Here is a 24,651-nt window from a genome sequence, read left to right on the forward strand (position 1 = left end):
GGGTCTAAGGTGTATTGATGTCCGATGTCGGATGACCGATGTTGAATTGCAATTTCTTGATACTAGCGTCTACTCCGCCGCCCATTTACGCAGGAATTCCAGGCCCTCTTTGGCGAAGCCATCTTGGGAAGGCACCAAAGGCTTCCAGATGCAGACCGCTCCGGCGAGCTCCTTGATCTCCGGGGTAAAGCTCTCGATGGAGACGTAGCCGGAGTAGTTGACTGCCTCCAAGCCACGCTTCCATGCCGCCCAGTTGGTCTGGCCTGTGCCGGGAGTGCCGCGGTAGTTTTCGGAGACCTGCACGTGGATGAGCTTGTCGCCAACGGCCTTGATCGCGTCTTCGATGCTGGGCTCCTCGATGTTCATGTGGAAGCCGTCGAGAATGGCCTTGGCTTGGGGTTCGTTGATGTCGGTGATCAGCTGCTTGAGTTCGGCCGCCGTATTGATCAGGTCGGTTTCAAAGCGATTGAGCGTCTCGATGGCGATTTCCAGGCCGTGCTTCCCAGCTGTGTGGCAGACCTTCCGGAGATTGGTCACCGCACGGTTCCACTCCACCTTTTTTTGCTCGGGAGATACCAAGCGGGCTTTGCCCACAGCGGAATACATCGGTCCTGCCACAAATTTAGCCCCAAGCTCCGAGGCGATCTCGAAGCAGGCATCCAGGTAGTCAAAACAAGTCTGGTGATAGGAGGGATCCTCGTTTGTCAGGTCTCGGCTTGGTCCGAAAGCTCCGCAGATAACGGGACTGAGCCCGTTATCCGCAAGTGCTTTCTTTACCCAATCGATATCTATCAAGGCGGGGTCTTCCACCGGAATCTCCACGGCATCGTAGCCGTAGCTTTTGATTTTGGGGAAGAGAGCCGTCGTTTCTTTGTTGAATGGCGAAGTCCAAAGCCAGGTACTTACCGCAAATTTCACGTCTAACGCCATGCCTATTCTACTTTCATGATTCCGTTCATGATTCTCCAGTGGCCTGGCACGGTACAGATGAAAGGATACTCACCCGGCTCGGTAGGTGCCACAAAGACCAGCGATTCGCGTCCTTCCGGATCGACCAGCTTGGTCGCGGCGATCACCTGAGGGATCTTCGGTACGTAGTTTTGCTCTGCACCCTTGGGATCTCTGGCCAGTTCGTCTGCCGCGAGACCAATGGTTTCCATGGAGCCTTTTTGGCCGATGACCAGGTTGTGCTGCATGAAGTCCGGGTTTTCGAAGTCTATGGTCACTTGTGAGCCGGCCTTGACGGTGAAGGTGGCTTTGTTGAACTTCATTTCATGGGGAGTCACCGCCAGTTTGATCACAGTCGTACCGTTGGCTGCGACGGCTTGGGAAGACTCACCCAAAAGATCGATGGCCGCGCCCGGTTTTTTCAGCGCCAGAGTTGACTTGTTGCTCAGTCGGCCTCCAAACCACCAGGTCCCCTCATATTTTCCGACCACGTTTCGGCCGTCATTTTGTCCCACACGGACTCTGGTCGGCGTCAGGGGAGCGGTGAAAAGCCCTTTGGTTTTCCCCTTGTCCACTTCTTCGCCGTTGATTTTCAGGCTTAGGCTGCCATCCTCTACCAGGGAAGCGTCGATGGTAAACTGCTCCTCAGGAAGTGCCTTTTTCGACTTGAGCAGAGTCAGTTTTTCATCCTGCGCTACCGCAAAATAGAGTGCGTCCTTGTAAATGTAGAGGCTATAGCCATTGGTGTTGTTGCCTTGTGCGACGAGCACGCCTTCGAGGGGATCGTTGGCCTTGGAGATCATCATGCGGATGGAAATCTCCTTGCCAGCCACATCAGGCGGGAAAAGGATGGTGTTGCGCTGGTCGAGCGGATACTGCTCGGCCACCAGACTGCGGCTGATGCGGTCTGTCAGGGAAACCTCGGTATCCGAGTTGGCCTGCAGGGCGGCGGTGTTGTCCAGCTTGGCAAACTCTGTAGGATGGGCCAAGACTGCCGCGAAGATGGACTGGGGCAGGTAAGCGTCTTTGCCGTTTTCCTCGGCTTTGGCGGCATCCACCAGCTTCTTAGCCGCATCTTCGGAGAACGGCATGTCCGAAAGCGCCAAGAAAGCTTCCTTGCGGGTGTGTAGGTCTGTATCGTTGATGATATTGGAAGCCAAAACAGCGTTTAGCGAAGACTCGGTTCTTGGCAGTACGCGCAGAGCATTTTTGCGAACGGCGGCAGAAGGGTGGGAAAGTGCTTTTTCCACGGCCTGCATCGCTTCGGCATTTTCACCGCCGAGCTCGCCCAAGCCCTGCAAAGCCCACAGTGCATTGACGGCTGGGCCGTTGAGGCCGATTTCGTCCACGGACTGGTTTCCGATGATTTGATAAAGGCCGGAGAGTACTGACTTGTCCTGCTTTTCCACGATCAGGCGCTGGGCGGTAAGTCTCCAGAACATGTTTTCACTCTTCAGTGCTTCTAGGAGCTCGTCTCCGTCGGCATCTTTGAGGTCAAAGACTTTGGAGTCCTTGCCTCCCTTATGGCTAATGCGGTAGATACGGCCGTGCTTGGCGTCGCGAAGGGGGTTGATGTAGGCATTGCCTTCCCCGTTTTCGAAGCCTCTTGGAGTCGGGTTGTGCTGGATGATGAAGTTGTACCAATCCGCTACCCAAAGCGCTCCATCCGGTCCGACTTCGGCATGGACGGGAGAAAACCACTCGTCAGAGCTGGCGAGGATGTTGAATCCGTTTTTCTCCTTGAAGCCCGATCCATCGGTGTTGATGATGGCATTGTGGAGCACTCGGCCGGTAGGCTCAGCCACGAAGGCGATGCGGTTCCAGTAGTTTTTGGGAAAGCTTCTCGCGGTGTAGAAGTTGTGTCCCGCTGCCGCGGTATAGCTGCCAAACCAGTCCACCTGTCGCAAGAAAGGCGTGATGTGGGGCATGTCGTAGTGCGAGTCGATACCATGCACGGTATTGGCGGACCCTTGGAAGATCGGGCGCTTCAGATACTTGTTTGGCATGGAAAAGTAAACGCTGTGCTGTCCGTTGGCTGTGGAGATGAAGGTCTCGAAGTCCTCCGTGAAGCCCAAGCCCCAAGTATTGTTGGAGGTGTTTCCTAGGTATTCCAGGTTTTCGCCGCTTGGCTCAAAACGATAGACGCCCTGCCCAAAGGAATGGGAAACGCCACTGACTTCACCTCTAAATCCGGAATAGCCAAGGACTCCCCAGATTTTGTTGTCAAAACCGTATTTCAGGTTGGAAGGTCCGGCGTGGGTGTCGCTTTTACCCCAACCGGTCATGACCACTTCGCGCACATCTGCTACGTCGTCGCCATCGGTGTCTTTGAGGAACACAAAGTCAGGCGCCATGGAAATGAGCATGCCTCCATTGACCGCCATGATGGAGGTCGGGATATTCAGGTTTTCGGCAAAAACGGTCACCTTGTCGGCTTTGCCGTCTCCGTCGGTGTCTTCCAAGATCTTGATCTTGTCGTCGCCGCCTTCTTTTCTGATCTCGTTGGGATAATCCACGGTCTCGATCACAAAGAGCCTTCCTCTTTCGTCCCAGGCCATGGCGATGGGGTTGATGATCATCGGCTCGCTGGCGAAGAGCTCCATTTCAAAGCCTACCGGTACCTGCACCAGCTTCATGCTCTCCTCAGGAGAAAGCGGTAGCTGGAATCGTGGAGCCGGATCCCGCTTTTCGTAGTTGGGAATCTCCGCGTCTTGGAATTGGGTCACAGGGATGTCGTAGGCCGCCAACAGTTCGTTGACTTTGTCTCCCACTGCCCAGAGAATGCCATTGGCGACCAGTTCCTGAAACTCCGGCTGCTTCCAGGTTTCCTCGTTGTGGCCATAGGCGGTGTAGAATACGCGTCCTTTGCCTTCCTCACGGGTCCAGGTGTAGGGTTCCTTGTGGTCGCCCTCTACGCGCTCCATGAGCACGTGCATGTCGGGATTGACGTGGGAGTGGACGTAGGTCTCGTCCCAAGTCTCAAACTCCTCGATGCCCTCCATCGCCGGGTGCTCGGCATCGATGATGTCCGCGGTGAAGCGGCCAGTACCATGGGTGCTAAACTGCCCACCGACTGCGCTTACAAACCAATCCGAGTTTCTGAAGCACCAAGAGGCGCTGTGGATGGGAATCAGGGCTTTGCCACTCTGTACGTAGTCCTTCAGCGCGGCCTCTTGGCTGGAGCTGATGGAGTCGTGATTGGCATAGATCATCAGACCGTCGTAGTTGTACAGCACCGACTCGTTGAGGTCGTTGGGGTCAGAGGTGTAGGTGAGGTTGATGCCTTTTTGGAAGAGCGGAGTCCCCAGATACATCATCAACTTCTCCGAATTGTGATGCTCGCTGTCGTGTCCCAAGACGAGGATTTCTACCCGTCGGGGTTCTGTCATGGAGAGGTAGGAGTCTTTTTTGCCGCAGGAGAATAAGAATACGAGGGCATAGAGTAGGGGAAGACCATATCTTCCCGGCATTTTTAAATTGGTCATGCTTTGGGTTAGCGGATTTTTTTCGATCCTAATATTCCTTATTTAGTGGAAGAATTTCTTACTGTATTCCCCTAATTTGTGACTGTTTTTTGCCAATTTGTATTTTCAAAACCCAAAAAAAGAGCAAAAAGCAGTGAAGACGCCTTTCCAAAAATCCCGGATACCAGAGGGTAAAGCCTTTGAAATCAGAGAGTTGATCGCCCCTTATTTCGATGTGAACTGGCATTTTCATTCTGAGTATCAGCTTTTTGTGGTGCTCAAGGGGAGGGGGACGCGCTTCATCGGCGACCACATGCAAAACTTCAAGGAAGGCGACATGGTGCTGACCGGTCCGGATCTGCCGCATCTCTGGAAAAACGACAAGGCCTACCACATTCCGGAAAACCGCATGGAAACCCACGGGGTGGTGATCTATTTCCCGGACAATTTCCTCAACAACTCCGTCTTCCAGCTGGAGGAGTTTGAGACGATCTCCGGCATGCTGAAAAAGTCCGTGCGCGGAATCGAGATCAAGGGCAAGACCAACCTACTCGTACGGCAGATGATGGTGGATCTCCTGGAGATCAGGGGAGTCAAAAGCATCGTGCAGCTGCTGAAGATCCTACAGACCATCGCCGAGTCCAACGACTGCAAGCTCATCGCCGACGCCGCCTACATCAATACCAACAAGGAGTCTGAAAAGGACCGTATGGGCCAGGTCTATGAATACGTGATGCACAACTACCAAGGCAAGGTCAGTCTGGAGGAGGCCGCCCAGCTGTCCAACCTATCGGTGTCGTCCTTCAGCCGCTTTTTCAAGTCGAGGATGAACAAGTCCTTCACCGATTTTGTCACCGAGGTCCGGATCTCCCATGCCTGCAAGCTACTCCACGAGACGGATCTGAACATCAGCGAAATCTCCTATGAATGCGGTTTTTTCACGCTTTCCAACTTCAACAAGCTCTTCAAGGAGCGGATCAAAAAAACTCCCGTCGAATACCGACGGGAGTTCTTGAATACGTTTTCGGCTTAGCCCAGCTGAAGACGATCAAAAGTAGGCATTGGACTGTAAGCTGGCGACTGGGACGGATCACTGATCTTTCAGCTTCTCCATGACCTCATCGAGGTAGGAAGAGCTGATCGGCACGCGGTGTCCCCCAAGGTGCAATTGGTGCCTTTCGGCCTTGTTCACCAGGTTTTTGTTGGCGAGAAAGGAGCGATGCGTACGGACAAAGTGGGAGGGCAGGAGCTTCTCCGTCTCGGAGAGGGTCATGCGGCTGATGATTTTTTCCCTTTCCAGCTGGAAGTTCACGTAGTTGCCTTGGGCCTCGCAGTAGTAGAGGTCTGAAAAATCCACGCGAACTTGCCCCTCGGAGGTTTTCACAAACAAAGAGGCGGACTCGTTTTTGGGCTGGAGTTCCATCCATTCCTGGGCTTTCTGGCAGGCTTTCAAAAAGCGGCTGAGGTTAAACGGCTTGAGCAGATAGTCCAGCGCATTGAGTTCGAAGCCCTTCACCGCGTAGTCCGAATAGGCCGTGGTAAAGACGACCAGCGTCTCCTTTGGAATCAGCGCAGCCATGTCTATCCCCGAGATGTCCGGCATGTTGATGTCCAGAAACACCAAGTCAACGGCGTTTGACTTCAGGTATTCCAAGCCCAAAATCGCATCGGTATAGGTCGCTTCGAGGGCCAAAAAAGGCACTCTGGAAGCGTGCGATTTGATCACTTCCAGAGCAAAAGATTCGTCGTCGATGGCAATAGCCTTGATCATCAGGAGTGGATTTGTACGGATAGGTGGACAAAGAAATCCGAGTCGTTGGAAATGATGCTGAGCTGGTGTCTGTCCGGATAGAGCAGGCCGAGGCGGCTCTTCACGTTTTCCAGACCGATTCCGGACTCCTCACGGGATTTTTCCGCCACCGGCTTTTCGGGATGCACACTATTAACCAGGTCCAGGTGGACCGAGCCGGATATGCATCTCAAATTTAGCCGTATCCAGGATTTTTCCTTGGCGGAGATGCCGTGTTTGAAGGCATTTTCCACAAAAGGTATCAGCAGCATGGGCGCAATATCGCCCTGGCAGGCTCCGTCCTGGATCTGTATGTCCAGCTCGAGGTTGCTCTGGGAGCCAAAGCGCAGCATCTGCAGGTCCAGGTAGTTTCGCAGGTAGTCAATCTCCCGTGAAAGGGGGATGCGTGGGAGTTGGTTTTCGTGGAGCATGAAACGCATCATGTCGCCCAACTTCTGGATCCCGTCGGCGGTTTTGTCCGCATTTTCGATCAGAGAGCTGGCATAGAGCGTATTCAGGGCGTTGAAGAGGAAGTGCGGATTGATCTGGGAGCGTAGGAAGTCCATGCTGGCGTTGCCGTGGTCCACCTGGTTGGTCAGCGTGGAGATCTTTCCGACGTAGGAGTCTATCTTTTTGAAAATCAGCGTAGCCAAGGGGAAAAGCACTACCTGCAAAAAGGCTACGGTCGGTAGACCGCCGAGAAAGAAGATTTCCTCACCGCGATACGCATCTACAGCGATCAGGAAAAACACGAAGAGGATCACTGCCATCAGTCCCCAGTTAAACCATCTTGCCCGCTTGATCTTGCCCGCCAGCTTGTTTTGATAGATAAAATAGTAATGATACAGTCCTAACAGGATAAGCCCAGGCACCACCATCCCGAAGATGATCAGTGGTCCCGGATTGGTGATGCGCATGACCTGGATCAAAAAGAGGATGCAAAAAAGGTAGGCTACGGCCAGTCGGACGATGTTGTAGATCTGGAAGTCGCGCAGGCGAGGCGGTGTCAGCGCCTGCTCCAGGATGTAGGCCCCGATCAGGTAGCAGGCGTAAATGCCCACCACGCCGAGGTAAAAGCTGGGAAAAGGCGCCCTGACCAACTCAGACTGGTAGGCCAAAATGGCGCAGATAATCAGCGACGCCGCACCGATCAAAACGGTGAAAATGATGGGCAGCGCCGCTTTTTGCTCCCGCTGGTACTTGGGGATCAGGACCATGTGTACCAGATGGAAGGCTATGTACAGGACCAGCGGAATAGCCAATCGGGAGACATAGCGGAAGATTTCGTGGGCGGAGGTTTCGTAAAAGCCCGGGTTGAATCCGAACAGGTTGAACAGGATGATGGCCAGAAAGGCGGTGGTGACGATCCACCATTCGATTTGTCGGAAATCGAGGCTTTGGGATTTCATGGGCGAAAGGTAAAGACTATTCATGGAGGCTGTGTGAGGTGAGTTCATTTTTGGCTGGGGTTGGGGTGGCATCGTCCTCCTTGGAGGCAAACCACAGGAACAGGTTGTACAGCAGCGCGGCGGCGATGATGAGGTAAAAGGCCTTGCGTCTGTCATGCTTTCTGCTTTGGCTTGCATCCATGGGGACTGGGGAGAGTTGGTTTAGTTTTCGGGTTGAAAATTTTACCAACATTACCGCCCCCGCCCAGCGGGATCAAAAAAATGTGACGAAAGCGGGGATTTGAGGGGTGGAAGTGGGGAGGTGGGAGGCTAGGAAGTGAGAAGTTTGGAAAAAGGGAGGAATGTCACCCTGGGCACCTGAGCGACGAGAGTCCCGAGGTCGAAGGGAGTGTCACCCTGAGCGAAGTCGAAGGGTTATCTGGTAGGCAGTCGGGAGTAGGAGGTTGGGAAGTTGGGAAGAGGGAAGCTCGGACTGACACTTCACTGCGACCCCGACAGGGGTCAAACTTTTGAATAACCACCGGTGAAACCGGTGGGAAGCCAGTCCATACGCCACTTTCCCGCGACCCCGAAGGTGGTCGAACTCTGGGCAAAAAATACCCTCGATACATCGCAAATGGGTCGATACTCCTCCTCTGACATCGGAGACTGGACATCCGACCTATTAAAAAGGATACTTTTCCAACTCAATCCCCCAGAGCCAGGGCAGGACAAAATACACCATCAGCGCGATGATCAGGACGGAGAGGAGATTCAGCCACAGCCCCGCCTTCACCATGTCCTTCATCTGCAGGTAGCCGGAGCCAAAGACCACGGCATTGGGCGGAGTGGCCACAGGAAGCATAAAAGCACAACTCGCCGCCAGGGTGGCGCCGACCATCAGCCCGAAGGGATGCAAGTCCAACTTGATCGCCACGGAAGCCAAAATCGGCAGCAGCATCGATGCCGTAGCCACATTGGAAGTGACCTCTGTGAGGAAATTGACCGAGGCGATGATGACCAGCAGCAAGATAAAGAAGCTGACCCCCTCCAAAAGGGTGAACTTTTGCCCAATCCACTCGGCAAGTCCGGTGCTCTGGAAGCCCTCGGCCAAGGCCAAACCGCCCCCAAACAGGATCAAAACGCCCCAGGGAATGCGTTCGGCGGTCTTCCAGTCCAGGATACGCTTGCCAGGCTGGGAAGAGGGAAGGATCAGGAGCAGCACCACGCCAGCCAGTACGATGATAGTGTCATCCAGCCCAGGGATGAACGGCGCCAAAAGGAAGCTGCGCGTGATCCAACAAAAGCAAACCAGGCCGAAAATGAGCAGCACGGACTTTTCCTCAAAACTGATCTTTCCCAGTGATTTCAACTGGGTGGAGATCACCGACTCGGCATCGTCCAGTTGGAAGGATTTGGGTAACTTATTACCAAAGCTGACCAGGTAGTACCAGCAGATTATCAGCAAGATAAGCGCGAAAGGAAATCCGAAAAGCATCCACTCGTTGAAGGCGATTTCGTAGTCATAGAGCTCCTTGACCACAGCGGAAAGAATCGCGTTGGTCGGCGTGCCGATGAGGGTCGCCATGCCACCGATGGAGGCGGAGTAGGCGATGCCGAGCATGATATTTTTGCCCAAACTATCGGCTAGGATTTCGTTGGATTTACCCAGTTGGCTTTTGAACTGGGTGACGACGGCCAGTCCGATGGGCAGCATCATCAGGGCGGTGGCGGAATTGGAAATCCACATCGAGAGAAACCCCGTGGCAAGGATAAAGCCCAAAACGACCGTGCGGAGGTTGGTACCTAATAAGTTTATTATGTTAAGTGCGATGCGGCGGTGCAAATCCCATTTCTCGATGGCAGTGGCCAGGAGGAAGCCGCCCATGTAGAGCATGACCGTGGGATGCATGTAGTTGGCCGACACATCGCTAATCTTGAGCAGTCCCATCGTCGGCATCAGGATCAGTGGCAAGAGCGCCGTACCGGCAATAGGCAGCGCTTCAGTGATCCACCAGATCGCCATCCAGGCGGTGAGCGCGAGCATGGCTTGTGCTTCGGGATTGAGGCCCGGTGAGTCGAGGAGAAAGATGATCGCCAGAAAAGCCAGCGGGCCAAGGTACAATCCCAGTCGGGGAAGCCAATTGTTCATCAAAAGCGGGAGGCGTGGTGGTCAAAAGAATTCAGAAAGGGAAGATAGAAAAAGAACGGGAAAAGGGAGGATTTGATTTTTTATTTAACATAATATAAATTATAAAACAGTATATCGATTTTTATCATCTAGACTTTCAGCCTTGATATCCCACCATCAGCGTGCAGCACTTGACCAGTGATCCAAGATGATTTTTCACTCAGTAAGAACTCGGCCATATTGGCGATGTCTTCTGAGTTCCCTATTTTTTTTAATGGATGGCGCTGGGCGTTAGCCTCTTTCTTTTCCTCACTGCCAAGCAGAGAACCCGCCAGCGGTGTGTCGACGATAGATGGGGCAATGCAATTTACCCGGATCTTTGGGGCAAATTCTGCCGCCAAAGCTCTGGTCAACCCTTCTACCGCACCTTTGGACGATGAGACAAGTGAGTGAAAATTAAATCCCGTCTGTGCGGCCACCGTGGAAAAAAGCACGATGGAAGGACTTTGGGAATTCTTGAGCTTTGGCAGACAGGCTTGGAGTACCTTGACCGCGCCTAGGAACTGGAGCTGGTAGTCTGCACTAAAATCTGCCGGCTTGATCCTCGAAAAAGGTTTGAGTAGTATCGCACCCGGGCAATAGGCTACTCCGTCCAATACATCCGGAACAAAACTCAAATCCAGCGCGTCGCCGAGCACGTCTAGTTGTTGGATTTTTTCAAATCCTTGGTGAGTAATCTCGGTCTTTAGAAAAGTCCCAAAGACACGGTGACCGCCAGCGATCAGACTTTTGGAGAGGGATAGGCCTATCCCCGAGGATGAGCCGATTATCAGGATGTTTGCCATGGTCGGAAAACTAGCCACCTGCCGATTTGTTCATCCTCCCTTTGCATCAGCTCCGCGCAGCTCTTGGATTTCTTTCTCGAGCTGGTCTATCACTTCCATTTTGGCAGCATAGAGCCTGAGGTCGCCCGACCGCTGGATTTGCATCGCTTCTTCGAGCAGTCGCCCGACCGCTGGATTTGCATCGCTTCTTCGAGCAGTTTCCTTCGTTTGGTTTCAAGATTTTTAAGTGGATCTTTTTTGAAAAAGGAAAACATATGGTTTTTCTTAGATCAACCCAGAAAAGCCGGAATTGTTGTCAGGCGAGGCACGACACATGTGCGGTACGAAATTCTCCACACCGAAAACTTCCTTGTCTTTTCACCTTTGCAACAGCCGGGCGACGGTCTCATGCCCAGCCTCTGTAGCCCAATCAAGCGCAGTTTTTCCCAAGCTGTCTTTCACTTCCAAGTCTATATCCGGAAGACTGAGAATCCATTGGACAATTTCTATAAAACCAGCTCTGGCCGCCACGATCAAAGCGGTGGATTCTGTGGCTTCATAGTTCGCAACCTCGCATGTTTCCGGCTTGTTTATCGATTGATTTTCGTGATGATGTTTCCATTGGATTATTTCCAGGAGGTTTTCTGAGGCAGCATTGGCATTGGTAATGGTTTTTGATTCGGAATCGCGAGGAAGTGTAGGCATCGCGTAGTAGCGAAGCATGCCGATCTGTTGCTTGTGCTCGATAGGCATTTCGGAGATCACTTCGATATCCTTCATCATTGCTACTACCCCATTTTTCGAGATGCTAAATGGGGTTATAAACAAAGAATTGCTGTATTGCACCAGTCTTTCGGTCAACCAAAGCCCCTTCTCCTCATTGGTGGGTTGGTTTTTTACCCTAGTGAGACAGAGCTGTACCAAAGACGCGATTCTTTCTTTTTCAGCATCTGAAACACCTGATATCCATCGGAGATCCGATACATGGTTTATCAAGTCAAAAAATCCCATATCGGCATGGAGGTTAGCGCAAAAGAACTCCAGGTAAGAATCGACGTTGCCAATATTCAGTCTCACTGGCAGCTGACTGTTGAGTGCGTATATTGGATGGGATTTCCCATCCAATAGCTGGACGTATTCCCCGTCCTTGACGATTGCCCTCGTGAAATACTGGATGCCGTCATGTTGCCATAAATCAAATTCCAGTAGATCCAAGCTTCGGTAGAAACTCAAAGGAGCCAAATAGCCAGAGCCAGTGGAGAGGCTGTGATCAAAAATCACCTGAAGCTCGGGAAGCCTCTGCTCCAGAAATAACGAAAGCAAGTAAAGGGCATCCTCCTGGCCTTCTTTGGTTTTGATCCAGGTTTCGATGTTTGATTTGGCGTCTTTTTGTAATTGACCCGCAGCGGGGGGAATTTTGATCAAATTGGGCATTTCGTATCTGTAAAACGGACCGTAGGTTTTCAGATTTTGGATATAAAAGCCCTGATGCTTAGGGATGTCCTGCTGCATGACCACCTCGCCTCCCGGTTTTACCAGAAATCTGGCCAGGAAAAACGAGCTGGAATAATAGAGGATCCTTGAGGTTTGCCAGCCTTCAGTCACTGGATAGATGGCGGTGTCCAGCTCTTTCAATTCGCTCTGAAGATATTTTAGTGTATTCGCAGTGATTTCGTTCTCTTCTATAAAAGGGAGCAGTTCGGGATCGCGTACCACCTCGAAACTTCCCGCATCTGCCATGATATTTCCTGTGAAGAATTCGAGATATTGGCCCACGTTGTCAGCATCCAAATGAAATTCCGGGCGCCCTATCAGTCCCCTTATGATGGTGGATGTACCGTTGAGAATACTTAGGATTCTCTTGTCTCCATCCGCGACAAAGCGCAAAAAGCAACCTGGCAATCCACTAAAATTTGGATGAAACTCGTACAGTGTCATCCCCTCCAAGAAAGGCAGCGGAGTACTCATCACCTGATCCGAATGCTCTCCGGCCAAGACCTCCTCTATTTTTTGGATTACCGGATTTCCCTTGATGTAAGACAGGTAGTCAAGGAGAGGAAGGTAATCCGCCGTTTCCTTGTGTTCTTTTATCCAAGCCATCACGAGGCTATACCATGCCCGCTCGGCTTTGCCTTGGGAAAAACGCAGGTTTGCCTGAGTCAAATCCTCTGAAGGGCTCTTGTTGTCATAGGCAAGGCCTGCCCTGAAAGCCTCAAATGCTTCGTCTTTTTGTCCCGTGTTCAGCAATATGTTGAACATGACATAGTGTGCGTTGGCATTGTCGGCCTTCAAAGCCAAAGACTCGGTCAGAAATTCGTAAGCATCCTCGTAATGTTGTTGATACAGACTCATCATTCCCTTTATTTGATAGGTATAAGCCGTCAGGTATTTGCGTTCATTGGAGGGAACTTGCCTTTCTAGCAAACGCAGGATGATATCCGGATATTTGGCGCACTTCTCATAGTCTTCGATATTGAAATATTCGGAGGCAAGATTGTAAAAGAAAATCCCAAGCTGCTCGTATTCCTGGGTTTCCAGATAAGAGGCCAACTTCTGGAAATCAGGATCGTCGCGGTAGTCCCGGGCTGCTTTGCTGAGCATAAGTTGGGTTCGCTTGGGAAAATAGGTCCAGGATATTTCCAGCAGCTTCTCGAAATAGGCAAATCCATCCCTGCTGAAAAGATGCTTGATGATGAAATACTCCGCCACGATATCCGGCTGCAATCCCAGATATTTGGGCATAAGTCCTCCCAATTCTTCCCGATAAAACAACTCGTCCAACCGGTCATCGATGTTCTCCTCGAGCTGAGGAAAGCAAGGCAATCCCGCCTCGGTGGTTTCCCGCAGGATCTTATAGAAATTCGGATTGAGTTCGAGATAAGATACCGCGGTCGCCAGCCAAACCATATTTTTAAGTGCTTTGCGATTTGCATACCAAGGGTGTCCCCTCCAGCGCCTGCTTTCGAGTCGTTGGACATACCACTCGATAGCCTCGGTTCGATCCTTGAGTTGCAGGCTGCCGGTTTCTTTGAAAGCTTCCGCTACGATGAATACAAAAAGCGGTCTTTTCAGGCCGTCTAGGCTTGCCAGCTTGCGCAGTACATCTGGCCTGATCCCATCGCCGGAGTAGCCACTCACCTGTCTGAAAAGATCCCAGCGCTCAGAATCGCTCAGGCTTCGCAACTTGAAGGGCTGCACATACTTTTGCAGAGAGCTTTTTTGACTGAAGGTCTCCGGTTCGAGGCTTTCTTTGGGGAAATAGTTGAAGCGGATCTTTTGGTCATTGAGGTCGTTGAGCTGGTGTTCGTTGAGGAATCGCTCAAGCAGGACGAACCGCACCTTTGGAAGCATCTTTTGGCGATAAGTCTCCGACCTCGGGTCAATTCCCTCCAGTTCGCGCTTGAGCTTGCTGACTTCCACGTTGAGATTACGAATGGCGCTCAAGGCCTTCTCAAAGTGGTCCCCCACACCTACGTAGTCAAAGATAATCAGGGTGTTTTTGTCAAAGGATGACCTGTTGAAGCTGTAAGTTGGATCATTTTCGTATTCATAAAAGCCTACCTCCCAACCCAACTCATCCAAATCTCTGCAACACTCGTAGGCCAAGCGACTCTTGCCCGAGCCTCCCTCTCCGGTGATCACCAGCCACCTGAACTTCTCCCCGTCTGCCAAAAAGCTGTTGAGGTATGCTACGGCATCCTTCCGGCCAACGTATTGGGATTTGCCGGCCTGGTAGGTAAACAACTCCATCTTGGCTCGCTCCTCATTGGGAAGTAATCCGGAAAGCGGAGGCTGGGTCAGCCGTTTGAAACCTTCCATCAGCCTGCTTTCGATCTGTGTCTGCTTCACCAGCAGGGTGTGGTTGATATGGATGCTATAGGCATGAAAGGCCGTCTCGTTGCTTTTCAGCTCCTTGAGAAAGTACTCGCTAAATAGCAGGTAGAGATTGTCTTTCAGCACGTCCAAAAATTCCAGGAGCTTGTCCTCCGTCTTGTTGCTAAAAGAAAGGTACAGGCCATCTACCTTTTCTCCAGCTTCTAGTTTCTGCCCGTTTTCCAGCATCTGGTCAATCAGATCATGGAAAAAATACTCTCCCTGATGGATCTGAACCTGCTGATCGTAGGCCAGTTTGATTCGATCCGGGTCGCAAAAAGCCTCCAAAACCTTTTCGCAGGTCTCTTTCAAGGCTGCCCGGATGATCTTGTTGTCCGAGGGAAACTGCGATAGCTGTTCGGAAATGCTGAGGTTTAGCCCATGATCCTTCCGAAAACAGCTGTCGACTTCCCCCACACTCGATTTGACTGCGGAAACAAAGGCCCGGTGCAAACTCCCGTTTATTCGCACCTCCTTCCTTTTTGCGACCTCCTGAAAGTCCCGTAGGAGGAGGTCATCGCTGATGCCGCTAAAAAAATTGAAGAAAGAACCAAGTTCTCCTGAGTTGTTTGCGGCAAACTTCAGAATAGTCTTTCCGGCTAAAAATACCAAGGAAACAGGGAGTGACGATATCATGGGCTTTTTATTTATCCAAGCAGTATGAGTTAGGTATTAAATCAACTTGAGTGTTATGTCGTTCTTAGGTGCCTACCAAATCTTAATCCTCTCCTCCGGCTCCTTGTAGTTTGCGTCGCCGGGCTGGATGCCGTAGGCTGTGAAAATTCTCATATTTGGGTTTCAATAATGAAATCTCGCCTGTACAATCCTAAGAATCTGGTCGTCCCCTGAGCCCTGCACTCGATAAACCAATCGATGTTCTCCGGTAATTCTTCTGGACCAGTAACCAGCCAAATTTCCTTTTAGAGGTTCAGGCTTGCCTTTTCCTTTGAAGGGATTTCTTTTGATTTCCTTGATCAGCTCATTGATTTTTTCAAGGACATCAGCATCGTGCTCTTGCCAGTATAGGTAATCATTCCACCCATGATCTGTGAATGCGACCTGCATTTATTCGTCGAGATTGAGTTCTCGGAGTGTCGCACCATTTGTTTGGTCTTGGGCGATACTTTCGAGTAACCTTTTGGCATTGGCTTGGGTGGACAGCAAGTGGGCCGTTTCTTCCATGGCATTGTATTGCTCCAGCGTCAGCACCACAAAGTCTTTTTTCTTTGGCCCAGAAAGAATCAGAATATCCTGATCGTCTTCGATTTCCCGAAGACGTTCTTTCATATTGGCCCTGAAGTCTGTAATCGTTGCAGTTTTCATACAACCAAATTAACCTAATTTTTTCAAAATTGGTTGCGATTATCTGTACATAATTCTGTACTTTTTTTTCGTAATCCCCCTGCCCCCTTTTGTAAAGGGGAGTCGGCCTCTGACAGTCTCACTCTCCTATTCAAATCCTGAAGCCCTCGGTTTAATTTTTCAATTTTTAAATCTTGCAATTTTTCAATCCCTCCCCTACCAAATCTTAATCCTCTCCTCCGGCTCCTTGTAGTTTGCGTCGCCGGGCTGGATGCCGTAGGCGGCGTAGAAGGGCTCGAAGTTCATCAGCGGGCCGTTCACACGCCACATGGCCGGGGAATGGGAGTTGGTTTGGACGTAGTTGCGCATGAATTCGTCGCGGGTCTTCACCCTCCAGATGCGGGCGATGGAATAGCAAAAGCGCTGATCGGGGCTCAGTCCGTCGATCTTGGTCGTGTCCTGCCCCTGCTCCGTGAGCTTGAAGGCATCGTAGGCGATATAGATCCCGCCGTTGTCTGCCGTGTTTTCGCCTATGGTCATGGCGCCTTTTACATGAACCGAATCCAGCACGGTGAAGGTATCGTAGCGGTCGATCAGCAGCTGGGTTTTGGCCTTGAACTTCTCGTAATCCGCCGCAGTCCACCAGTTTTTCAGGTTGCCTTCTTTGTCAAACTGCGCCCCCTGATCGTCAAAGGCATGCGTGAGCTCATGTCCGATCACCATGCCTATGCCGCCATAGTTGATCGCGTCGTCGGCATTGGGGTCAAAGTAAGGATACTGGAGAATGCCCGCCGGGAAAACTATTTCATTCAGGGAGGGATTGTAGTAGGCCGTCACCGTACTCGGGGTAGTCCCCCACTCTGTCTTGTCCGGAGCCTTACCAAACTTCTCTAGCTGGTATCGTGCATTGTCCTTGCGCAGTGCCAGGACGTTTTCGAAGTATTTCCCCCGGTCTATGGCTACGGGATATTCCCGCCACTTGTCGGGATAGCCGATTTTTTTGGTGATGGAGTAGAGCTTTTCCTTGGCCTGGGTCTTGGTGCTGTCGCTCATCCAGTCCAGCTGGTTGATGCGCTGCTCGAAGGCCTTCTGCAGGTTGTTCACGAGGTCTAGTACTTTTTGCTTGGCGTTTTCGTCAAAGTGCCGCTTCACATACAGCTGACCGAGGTCAAAGCCGAGCTGCTGGTCTACCTGCTGCACCATCTGTTGGGCGCGAGTCAACTGCTTGGCCTGCCCAGACACGGCCTTGTTGTATTCGAAGGCCGCATTGGCAAAGGGAGTGCTGAGGTAGTTTGCGTATTCAGTCAGCGTGTGCGCTGCGAGGTAGGTTTTCCAGTCGGCCAGGGATTGGCTTTTCAGCATGTCGTCGAGCTTGTCGTAGTAAGCCGGCTGGCGGATGTCCAGGGAGTCGGCATTGAGGCCCAAGCCCTCAAAAAAGCCCTTCCAGTCAATATTTCCGTGTTTTTTGTCCAGATCGGCGAGGGCGACTTTGTGGTAGTTTTCCTTGACCACGCGGCGCTCGATGCGGGTTTTGTGGGATTCAGCCAGTTGCTTCTCCAGTCCATAGACCTTGGCGGCGGCGGATGTGGCATCGCCTGCGCTTTTCCGGGTCAGCTGAAAAAGCGTGGAAAGGTAGGTCTGGTAGGCCTTTTGGATGCCTAGGGTGGCGGAGTCGCTTTTGAAATAATAATCCCGATCCGGCAAACCGAGACCGGTCTGGCTCACATGGATGATGTTGATGGTACTGTTTTGGTCGTCCGGGGAAATGCGCAGGCCGATCAGGGACTCGTGCGTGTGCTGGATCTCGGATACCAGGTATTGCTGCAGGTCTGCCAGGGAGGCGATGGCCTCTATCTGGGCGAGCTGGGGCTGGATGGGTTCAAAACCGCGGGCATTGATCGCCGCAGTGTCCATGCCGGAGGCGTAGAAGTCCCCCACTTTTTGCTCGATGCTGCCGGCGGGATGCTCGGCTGCGGAGACTTCATCGAGGATGCTTTCGAGGAGCTTCTTTTGGGGAATGTTCAAAAAAGAGTAAGACCCAACTCCCACTTGGTCCGCGTCGATCTCGGCGCTGTTGTACCACTTGCCGTTGACGTGCATGAAGAAGTTGTCGCCGGGCCGGATGGTGGAGTCTATGCCTGCCAGCTCGACAAACTGGCGGGATTCGCTTTCGTTGGAGTTTTGGCTGGAACTGTTGCAGGCAGCCAAAAGGATCAGGCCTGCCAAAAATCGGTTTCTCATAAGGTGGGGATGGTTTTAGCCCTAAACTAAAGAAAAAAGTTGGATGAGGGATGACCGATGTCGGATGTCGTTGGATCTACGATTTACGAAATACGTCCCGATGACTATCGGGATACGAAGTTTTCCGGAACTCCGGTCAGCCATATATAAGGCAACCCTTGTTTTGCATCTGAGAGCTTCGCGGAAGATGTCTTTTGCGCATGTACGATTTACGAAATACGATTTACGGCGTTTTTGGGTAGTGTCTGAAGTTTCTTACAACTTTGCCACTTTACCACTTTCCAACTCTCGAATCCAATTTTCCCATTAAAAAACATCGGTCACCGGACACCCGACATCGGACTCTTTACCACCTTCCCACTTTACCACCTTCCAACTTTCACAATATTCCAATCATATCGAAATCCTCGCCTCGGAATACAGATCGTAGGCAGCAATCAGCGCTTCGGCGCCCCGGGCATTGGGATACAGCTCGTAGCCCTCGATCGCTTCGCGGTCTTCCAGGTACAGGGGCTGGTACTGTTCGTCATAGACATTCCAGATGACCAAGAGGTAGTGGTAGCCGATTTTGCTGGTTCGGCCATTTTCCAGCCAGCTTTCAAAAATGTCTTCGCTCAGCGGCTTGGGATAGTTGGGACTGTCAAACATGGAGGCAAGGTAGCGAGGAAAGGCCTTTTTACCCACTTCTGCCGCTACGGCTCACTCCATTTTTCGCCGATAGGCCCTATATTCACCAAAACCACCTTTCCAAACCACCTTGCCTTATGAAGAAAATCAGAAACCTTTTTTTTGCCTTGCTGGCTGTATTAGCGATGCTGGCGGCCATCTTGGTCTTCAACACCCTTCGCCTCAGTTCCAAGCAGGTAGATCCCCTCCCGATCACCGCCGTGGATGTGCCGGAGGAGGTTTTTCCGCGCCTTTCTGCTGCCATCCAGTTTCAGACCATTTCGTTTAACGAAGATGCGATCCCGGACTCGGCGGCATTCAACGGTTTCCATCGGTTTTTGGAGGAGGCTTTTCCCCTTGTCCATCAGACCATGAGCCTGACCAAGATCAACGGGTACAGCCTGCTCTACACCTGGCAGGGCGCGGATCCCTCACAAAAGGCCATCGTGCTCATGTCCCACCAAGATGTCGTTCCCGTGGACGAACCCACGCTGGGCATGTGGGAGGCTCCTCCCTTTGAGGGGAAAATCACCGAGGACCATATCATCGGGCGCGGTACCCTAGACGACAAAAGCTCCCTGATGGCGCTTTTGGAAAGTGCCGAAATGCTGATCCAGGAAGGTTTTGTCCCCCAGCAGACGATCTATTTTGCCTTTGGCCACGACGAAGAAGTCGGGGGTGGCAAAGGCGCCGCCAAGATCGCCGAGCATCTGAAGACGCTCGGCGTGCGGGCCTCTTTCACCCTGGACGAGGGCGGTTTTATCGCGGAGGGCATGGTCCCCGGCGTGGATCAGCCCATCTCGATGATCAATGTGGCCGAAAAGGGCTTTGCCTCTTTCCGCCTGATCGTAGAGACCAAGGGAGGGCATAGCTCCTCCCCTCCCCGTGAAAACACCATCGGCATGCTGGCCCAGGCCATCGTCGATCTGGAGAACAACCAGCTTCCTTACCGCCTCGTAGAGCCTGTGGAATATCAGCTGGAATACCTGGGGCCCGAGCTCCCCTTCCTCCAGCGGATGGCTTTCGCCAACCCTTGGCTACTGAAGGGTCCGGTACTGGAGGCGCTCAATTCCCACACGTCCACCGCACCCACCATCATCGATGGCGGGGTGAAAAACAACGTCATCCCTACGGTGGCCGAGGCCACGATCAATTTCCGGATTTTGCCCGGGGAGAACATCGAGTCGGTAAAGGCCCATATCGAAGCGACCGTCAGCGACAAGATTCGCGTCGAGCCTGTCGGATTTCTGACCAATCCCTCACCCTCATCGAGCATAGATACCAAGGAATACAAGCTGCTGGAAAGCACCGTGCGTTCGGTTTTTCCGGAGTCGGTGGTGGTACCGGGTCTCATCGCAGGTGGGACCGATGCCCGGTACTTCTATGAAATCTCGGACGGGGTGTATCGCTACTATCCGATCCGCATTTCGCCAGAGGGAATGACGCGCTTCCATGGCATAGACGAGAAGATCTCCAAGGAAAACTACCTGGAGATTATCCAGTTCACCTACCAACTGATGAAGCAGCTTAGCAGCCAGTAGTGTGCAGTGGTTTTTGGGAAAAACAGGCTCTAGGGTTTCCAGCGTTTTTCTACTGCACCCTCCCCATCATTAGTTATTTAGCCTTTACAGATAGAGATAAACTATCTATCCATAAATACAATCAATTTGACAAATGGGCCGGATAGGGTTTATCTTGGCTTAAGTTTTAAAAGTACTTACCTTAAATAACCATTTTAAACTAACATACTATGTCAGAAATGAAAGACCACAACGGGAGTGCAGGAGCTGGTAAATGCCCCTTTGGCCACTCGGCGCCCCCTGCTGAAGCCAAGCAACCCGCAGGTGCCGGGACAAGAAACAGGGACTGGTGGCCCAACCAGCTAAAAGTCAGCATCCTGAGGCAGAATTCCTCCCTATCCGACCCCATGGACAAGGACTTTAACTACGCGGAGGAGTTTAAGAGCCTGGATCTGGAAGCCGTCAAGGCGGACTTGCACAAGGTCATGACCGATTCCCAGGACTGGTGGCCAGCTGATTTTGGACATTATGGGGGACTTTTTATCCGAATGGCCTGGCATAGCGCCGGCACTTACCGTATTCACGACGGTCGCGGGGGCGGAGGAGCAGGCATGCAGCGCTTTGCCCCGCTCAACAGCTGGCCGGACAACGTCAGCCTGGACAAGGCCCGTCGTCTCCTCTGGCCGGTGAAGCAGAAGTATGGCAAAAAGATCTCTTGGGCTGATCTGATGATCCTCGCCGGCAACGTCGCGCTGGAATCCATGGGATTCAAAACCTTTGGCTTTGCCGGAGGACGAGAGGACGTATGGGAGCCCGACGAGTCCGTGTATTGGGGATCTGAAAAAGATTGGCTAGGAAGCGACCTGCGCTACGAGCATGGCTCTCCCGGTGCTTCCAAGCAAGAAGGTACGCTGGTATCCGACGACGACGCCAGTGGGGCCACCCACGGTAGAAACCTGGAGGAGCCACTTGCCGCTGCGCACATGGGGCTGATCTATGTCAATCCCGAAGGTCCCGACGGCAAACCTGACCCAGTAGCTGCCGCCAAAGACATCCGCGATACCTTTGGCCGCATGGCGATGGACGACTACGAGACTGTCGCCCTGATCGCCGGTGGGCATACCTTTGGCAAGACCCACGGTGCGGCTTCTTCCGAATACGTGGCTGCCGAGCCGGAAGGCGCACCGCTGGAGGCCCAAGGTTTTGGCTGGACCAACAGCTTTGGTTCTGGTGTAGGCAAGGATGCCATCACTTCGGGCTTGGAAGTGACCTGGACCAAAACTCCTACCCAATGGAGCAACAACTTCTTTGAAAACCTGTTCGCCTACGACTGGGAACTCGAAAAGAGTCCGGGAGGGGCACATCAGTGGGTGGCCAAAAACGCCGAGGCTTCCATCCCTGACGCGTTTGACAGCTCGGTGAAGCACCTGCCAAGGATGCTCACCACAGACCTTTCCCTGAAGTTGGATCCTGGTTTTGAAAAGATCTCCCGTCACTTTCTGGAAAATCCCGACGAGTTTGCGGATGCTTTCGCCAGGGCTTGGTTTAAGCTGACCCACCGGGACATGGGGCCAAAAGCCCGATACCTCGGTCCAGAGGTGCCTGCGGAAGACCTGATCTGGCAAGATCCTATTCCTGCCGTCACCCATCCACTTGTGGAAGAGGAGCAGATTGATGCCTTGAAGGCGAAAATCCTGGCTTCCGGCTTGAGCATTTCCGAGCTGGTGAGTACGGCGTGGGCTTCGGCTTCGACCTTCCGTGGCTCGGACAAGCGAGGCGGTGCCAATGGCGCTCGCATCCGTTTTGCCCCACAAAAAGACTGGGAAGTCAACAATCCGGCCCAGCTGGGCAAGGTCTTGGCTACCCTGGAAAAAATCCAAAGTGACTTCAATGCCAATGAGACCAGTGCCAAGAGGATTTCCCTCGCGGATCTGATCGTCCTGGCAGGATGTGCCGGTGTGGAAAAAGCCGCTAAAAACGCAGGATTTGACGTCAAAGTGCCTTTCACTCCCGGCCGTGCAGACGCCCTGCTCGAACAGACGGACGTAGAAGCATTTGATGTATTGGAGCCTCTGGCTGACGGATTCCGCAATTACAGCAAAAGGCTGTTCAGGGTTTCCGCCGAGGAAATGCTGATCGACAAGGCCCAGCTCCTGACCCTGACCGCCCCCGAGCTGACGGTGTTGGTTGGTGGCATGCGGGTATTGGACACGAATTTTGACCACTCCAAGCATGGCGTGTTCACGAGCCGACCTGGATTCCTGACCAATGATTTCTTCCTCAACTTGCTGGATATGGGGACTGCCTGGTCTGCATCTCCAGGGAAAGAGGGAATCTATCAGGGCATGGATACCAAGTCCGGAGTCGTCAAGTGGACCGGAACACGGGTGGATCTGGTTTTCGGTTCCAACTCTGAGCTTCGTGCCATCGCGGAAGTATATGCCTGCGAGGACTCCAAGGAGAAGTTTGTCAAGGACTTCATTGCTGCTTGGAGCAAGGTGATGAACCTGGATCGCTTTGATCTGGCTTGATTTTGAATTGAAGTTATAAAAATGAAAAGGCGGCTCTCGGGCTGCCTTTTTTTATCCCAAAGACTGCACGAGACATCATCTTGCCCCATCACCCTCCAAGGGTTCAAAACCCTTGGAGGGTTCCGACTTTGGACTATGGACTATCAACCATGGACCATGGACTAACAACTATGGACTACCAACTACCTCATTTTCTCCACACCCACATAGTAATCCGGATCGACGGTCAGCGGAGTTTTACCATCCACTTGCATTTGTCGCCACTTGGTGGTGGGGCTGATGCGGATTTTCTTTTCGCCCAACGCCACGTCTACCGGCATATCAAAGGAAGCTACCGCATTGATCCAGCGATAGTTGAGTGTTTGTTCGTCAGAATAGTAATACTCCAAAATTGGAATCCGAACGTCTCTTAAATATTGGTCAAAAACTGGCTGAAGATCCGTCCCAAAGGCTTGGGAGATGTAATCTTCTACTTGCTGGGTGGTGACGGTTTGGTGGTAAAATTCCTCGTTCAGCCCCCGCAATACGCCTCTCCACTTCTCGTCGTCGTTGAGGATCTCGCGAAGCATGTTCAGGAGGTTTCCGCCCTTGTAGTACATATCACCCGAGCCACGCTGATTGACGCCGTACTTGCCGATGATGGGGATATCGTTGGCGATGGCCATGCGTGTACCGCGCACATACTCCTGACCAGCTTCCTTGCCGTAGTGATAGTCGAGGAAAAGGCTCTCCGAATAGTTGGTAAAGCTCTCGTGGATCCACATGTCCGCGACGTCCTGGTAGGTGATGTTGTTCGCAAACCACTCGTGACCCGCCTCGTGGATGATAATAAAGTCAAACTTCATTCCCCAGCCCGTCCCGCTGAGGTCTCGGCCGCGATAGCCGTTTTGGTAGCCATTGCCATAGGTGACGGAGCTCTGGTGCTCCATCCCGAGGTAAGGCGCTTCCACCAGCTTGAATCCATCCTCGTAGAAGGGATACGGCCCAAACCAGTGCTCAAAGGCTTTCATCATCCGGCCCGCATCCTGAAACTGGACTTTGGCCTTGTCTAGGTTGTCACGCAGCACATAATAGTCCATGTCCAGTTCGCCCTTTTCCCCGGCATACTTTTCCGCAAAATGCACGTAGTCGCCCACGTTGATATTGACCCCGTAGTCGTTGATGGGATTTTTGACCTCCCAGTGGTAGGTCGTGGTTTTGCCTTTTTTCTCGGTTTTGACGAGTCGGCCATTGGACACGTCCATAAGTTCATTCGGCACCGTCACGCTGATCCGAAGGCTGTCCACCTCGTCGGCGGGATGGTCTTTGCTGGGCCACCAGATGCTGGAGCCTATGCCCTGGTTGGATGAGGCGATGAAGTGCTTACCGTTGGCGTCTTTTTGCCAGGTAATGCCTCCGTCCCAGGGTGGACGCACGGCCTCTTTGGGCTGACCCTCGTAGGAAATGAGAATCTCCTCGACTTGACCCGGGTTCTGCTTCTTATTTAGGGAGATCAAGTGTGCCGCTCCTTCCTTTGTCACCTCGAGTGTTTCACCGTCCTGCGTCACGGCAGTGATGGCCAAAGGCTCCTGTAAGTCTATCTGAAGCGTTTGGTTTTCGCTTTTTACCCGATACTTGACCAGGTTGGTTCCTTTGATGGATTTGGTCTCGGGAAAGATCTCCACCGACAGATGGTAATAGCCCAGATCCCACCAGGCGCGCTGCGGCGTGATGCTCCCACGCAGCGTGTCCGCCCGGCTGGGCTGCTGCTGGGAAAAGGCCGAAAATGTCATCAAGGATAGGCTGAGAACGCCGAGTAGTCGTAGCGGTGATTTCATGAATCTAGGGGTACTGGGTAAAGGTTTGGCTTCAAATATTCTAAAAAAACCAAACAATGTTACCGGGATTTACACCTTTGGCAACGGTGCTTTCCATATTTTTTGGACAATCTGGAAAGAAATATGCCTTGGCTGACTCCAAAAACAGGCCGAAAAA

The 24,651-nt window shown here is 52.3% G+C and carries 18 protein-coding genes; 3 read left to right on the forward strand and 15 right to left on the reverse strand.

All coding sequences use genetic code 11. The annotated features are described in order from the left end of the window. Positions 1 to 69: 69 nt before the first annotated feature. Together J0A68_RS07820 and J0A68_RS07825 are read right to left on the reverse strand one after the other, a co-directional pair. Positions 70 to 930 carry a sugar phosphate isomerase/epimerase family protein gene (locus J0A68_RS07820; protein WP_206577620.1) on the reverse strand — a complete coding sequence of 287 codons (861 nt, stop codon included), beginning with the start codon at positions 928 to 930 and terminating at the stop codon, positions 70 to 72. A 2-nt stretch (positions 931 to 932) separates the two neighbouring features. Continuing rightward, complete coding sequence (locus tag J0A68_RS07825) at positions 933 to 4,433, reverse strand: PVC-type heme-binding CxxCH protein (protein WP_236021393.1); 3,501 nt, start codon at positions 4,431 to 4,433, stop codon at positions 933 to 935. 133 nt (positions 4,434 to 4,566) lie between these two features. On the opposite strand from J0A68_RS07825, the gene J0A68_RS07830 reads away from it, so the two are divergent. Further along, entirely contained in the window at positions 4,567 to 5,445 is an 879-nt protein-coding gene (locus J0A68_RS07830) for an AraC family transcriptional regulator (RefSeq protein WP_206577621.1), read from the forward strand. A gap of 57 nt (positions 5,446 to 5,502) precedes the next feature. Here J0A68_RS07830 and J0A68_RS07835 read toward each other — a convergent pair whose 3' ends face one another. The 12 genes from J0A68_RS07835 to J0A68_RS07885 all read right to left on the reverse strand — a co-directional run bounded on the left by J0A68_RS07835 (position 5,503) and on the right by J0A68_RS07885 (position 18,608). Next, entirely contained in the window at positions 5,503 to 6,183 is a 681-nt protein-coding gene (locus tag J0A68_RS07835) for a LytR/AlgR family response regulator transcription factor (RefSeq protein WP_206577622.1), read from the reverse strand. Further along, positions 6,183 to 7,610 (reverse strand): sensor histidine kinase, encoded by a 1,428-nt coding sequence (locus J0A68_RS07840; RefSeq protein WP_206577623.1) that lies wholly within the window; start codon positions 7,608 to 7,610, stop codon positions 6,183 to 6,185. The genes J0A68_RS07835 and J0A68_RS07840 overlap by 1 nt, the downstream gene beginning before the upstream one ends. Before the next feature lie 16 nt (positions 7,611 to 7,626). After that, positions 7,627 to 7,791, reverse strand: a complete 165-nt coding sequence (locus J0A68_RS07845; RefSeq protein ID WP_206577624.1) for a hypothetical protein — start codon at positions 7,789 to 7,791, stop codon at positions 7,627 to 7,629. A 483-nt stretch (positions 7,792 to 8,274) separates the two neighbouring features. Next, on the reverse strand, positions 8,275 to 9,741 hold the full coding sequence (locus tag J0A68_RS07850; protein ID WP_206577625.1) for an SLC13 family permease: 1,467 nt from the start codon (positions 9,739 to 9,741) through the stop codon (positions 8,275 to 8,277). Between the two features lie 128 nt (positions 9,742 to 9,869). Further along, on the reverse strand, positions 9,870 to 10,565 hold the full coding sequence (locus J0A68_RS07855) for an SDR family NAD(P)-dependent oxidoreductase (RefSeq protein WP_206577626.1): 696 nt from the start codon (positions 10,563 to 10,565) through the stop codon (positions 9,870 to 9,872). 30 nt (positions 10,566 to 10,595) lie between these two features. Beyond that, the gene (locus J0A68_RS22800; RefSeq protein ID WP_369075004.1) at positions 10,596 to 10,703 is read right to left on the reverse strand and encodes a DUF6435 family protein; all 108 of its coding nucleotides are present in this window, start codon (positions 10,701 to 10,703) and stop codon (positions 10,596 to 10,598) included. Next, complete coding sequence (locus tag J0A68_RS23135; protein WP_206577627.1) at positions 10,655 to 10,819, reverse strand: DUF6435 family protein; 165 nt, start codon at positions 10,817 to 10,819, stop codon at positions 10,655 to 10,657. The genes J0A68_RS22800 and J0A68_RS23135 overlap by 49 nt, the downstream gene beginning before the upstream one ends. A 103-nt stretch (positions 10,820 to 10,922) precedes the next feature. Then, the gene (locus J0A68_RS07865; RefSeq protein WP_206577628.1) at positions 10,923 to 15,053 is read right to left on the reverse strand and encodes an ankyrin repeat domain-containing protein; all 4,131 of its coding nucleotides are present in this window, start codon (positions 15,051 to 15,053) and stop codon (positions 10,923 to 10,925) included. Between the two features lie 162 nt (positions 15,054 to 15,215). Beyond that, on the reverse strand, positions 15,216 to 15,482 hold the full coding sequence (locus tag J0A68_RS07870) for a Txe/YoeB family addiction module toxin (RefSeq protein ID WP_206577629.1): 267 nt from the start codon (positions 15,480 to 15,482) through the stop codon (positions 15,216 to 15,218). Continuing rightward, positions 15,483 to 15,740 (reverse strand): type II toxin-antitoxin system Phd/YefM family antitoxin, encoded by a 258-nt coding sequence (locus tag J0A68_RS07875; protein WP_206577630.1) that lies wholly within the window; start codon positions 15,738 to 15,740, stop codon positions 15,483 to 15,485. A gap of 195 nt (positions 15,741 to 15,935) precedes the next feature. Continuing rightward, positions 15,936 to 17,960, reverse strand: a complete 2,025-nt coding sequence (locus tag J0A68_RS07880) for a M13 family metallopeptidase (RefSeq protein WP_206577631.1) — start codon at positions 17,958 to 17,960, stop codon at positions 15,936 to 15,938. 393 nt (positions 17,961 to 18,353) lie between these two features. Beyond that, on the reverse strand, positions 18,354 to 18,608 hold the full coding sequence (locus tag J0A68_RS07885) for a hypothetical protein (protein ID WP_206577632.1): 255 nt from the start codon (positions 18,606 to 18,608) through the stop codon (positions 18,354 to 18,356). A gap of 116 nt (positions 18,609 to 18,724) precedes the next feature. Here J0A68_RS07885 and J0A68_RS07890 point away from each other — a divergent pair, with 116 nt between their 5' ends. Both J0A68_RS07890 and katG read left to right on the forward strand, forming a co-directional pair. Then, complete coding sequence (locus J0A68_RS07890) at positions 18,725 to 20,167, forward strand: M20 family peptidase (protein ID WP_206577633.1); 1,443 nt, start codon at positions 18,725 to 18,727, stop codon at positions 20,165 to 20,167. A gap of 209 nt (positions 20,168 to 20,376) precedes the next feature. Continuing rightward, on the forward strand, positions 20,377 to 22,677 hold the full coding sequence (gene katG, locus J0A68_RS07895; RefSeq protein WP_236021396.1) for a catalase/peroxidase HPI: 2,301 nt from the start codon (positions 20,377 to 20,379) through the stop codon (positions 22,675 to 22,677). Between the two features lie 182 nt (positions 22,678 to 22,859). Here the strand turns inward: katG and J0A68_RS07900 are convergent, their stop codons facing one another. After that, on the reverse strand, positions 22,860 to 24,494 hold the full coding sequence (locus J0A68_RS07900; RefSeq protein ID WP_206577634.1) for a M1 family metallopeptidase: 1,635 nt from the start codon (positions 24,492 to 24,494) through the stop codon (positions 22,860 to 22,862). Positions 24,495 to 24,651: the final 157 nt, after the last annotated feature.

It is taken from the genome of Algoriphagus oliviformis, from assembly GCF_017254915.1.
Taxonomy (GTDB): Bacteria; Bacteroidota; Bacteroidia; order Cytophagales; family Cyclobacteriaceae; genus Algoriphagus; species Algoriphagus oliviformis.

Coding starts and splice junctions, on each gene's coding strand:
- J0A68_RS07865 (WP_206577628.1), bottom strand. CDS start 15,053: ATGATATCGTCACTCCCTGTTTCCTTGGTATTTTTAGCCGGAAAGACT.
- katG (WP_236021396.1), top strand. CDS start 20,377: ATGTCAGAAATGAAAGACCACAACGGGAGTGCAGGAGCTGGTAAATGC.
- J0A68_RS07855 (WP_206577626.1), bottom strand. CDS start 10,565: ATGGCAAACATCCTGATAATCGGCTCATCCTCGGGGATAGGCCTATCC.
- J0A68_RS07880 (WP_206577631.1), bottom strand. CDS start 17,960: ATGAGAAACCGATTTTTGGCAGGCCTGATCCTTTTGGCTGCCTGCAAC.
- J0A68_RS07820 (WP_206577620.1), bottom strand. CDS start 930: ATGGCGTTAGACGTGAAATTTGCGGTAAGTACCTGGCTTTGGACTTCG.
- J0A68_RS07825 (WP_236021393.1), bottom strand. CDS start 4,433: ATGACCAATTTAAAAATGCCGGGAAGATATGGTCTTCCCCTACTCTAT.
- J0A68_RS07900 (WP_206577634.1), bottom strand. CDS start 24,494: ATGAAATCACCGCTACGACTACTCGGCGTTCTCAGCCTATCCTTGATG.
- J0A68_RS23135 (WP_206577627.1), bottom strand. CDS start 10,819: ATGTTTTCCTTTTTCAAAAAAGATCCACTTAAAAATCTTGAAACCAAA.
- J0A68_RS07890 (WP_206577633.1), top strand. CDS start 18,725: ATGAAGAAAATCAGAAACCTTTTTTTTGCCTTGCTGGCTGTATTAGCG.
- J0A68_RS07875 (WP_206577630.1), bottom strand. CDS start 15,740: ATGAAAACTGCAACGATTACAGACTTCAGGGCCAATATGAAAGAACGT.
- J0A68_RS07870 (WP_206577629.1), bottom strand. CDS start 15,482: ATGCAGGTCGCATTCACAGATCATGGGTGGAATGATTACCTATACTGG.
- J0A68_RS07885 (WP_206577632.1), bottom strand. CDS start 18,608: ATGTTTGACAGTCCCAACTATCCCAAGCCGCTGAGCGAAGACATTTTT.
- J0A68_RS07845 (WP_206577624.1), bottom strand. CDS start 7,791: ATGGATGCAAGCCAAAGCAGAAAGCATGACAGACGCAAGGCCTTTTAC.
- J0A68_RS07850 (WP_206577625.1), bottom strand. CDS start 9,741: ATGAACAATTGGCTTCCCCGACTGGGATTGTACCTTGGCCCGCTGGCT.
- J0A68_RS07840 (WP_206577623.1), bottom strand. CDS start 7,610: ATGAAATCCCAAAGCCTCGATTTCCGACAAATCGAATGGTGGATCGTC.
- J0A68_RS07835 (WP_206577622.1), bottom strand. CDS start 6,183: ATGATCAAGGCTATTGCCATCGACGACGAATCTTTTGCTCTGGAAGTG.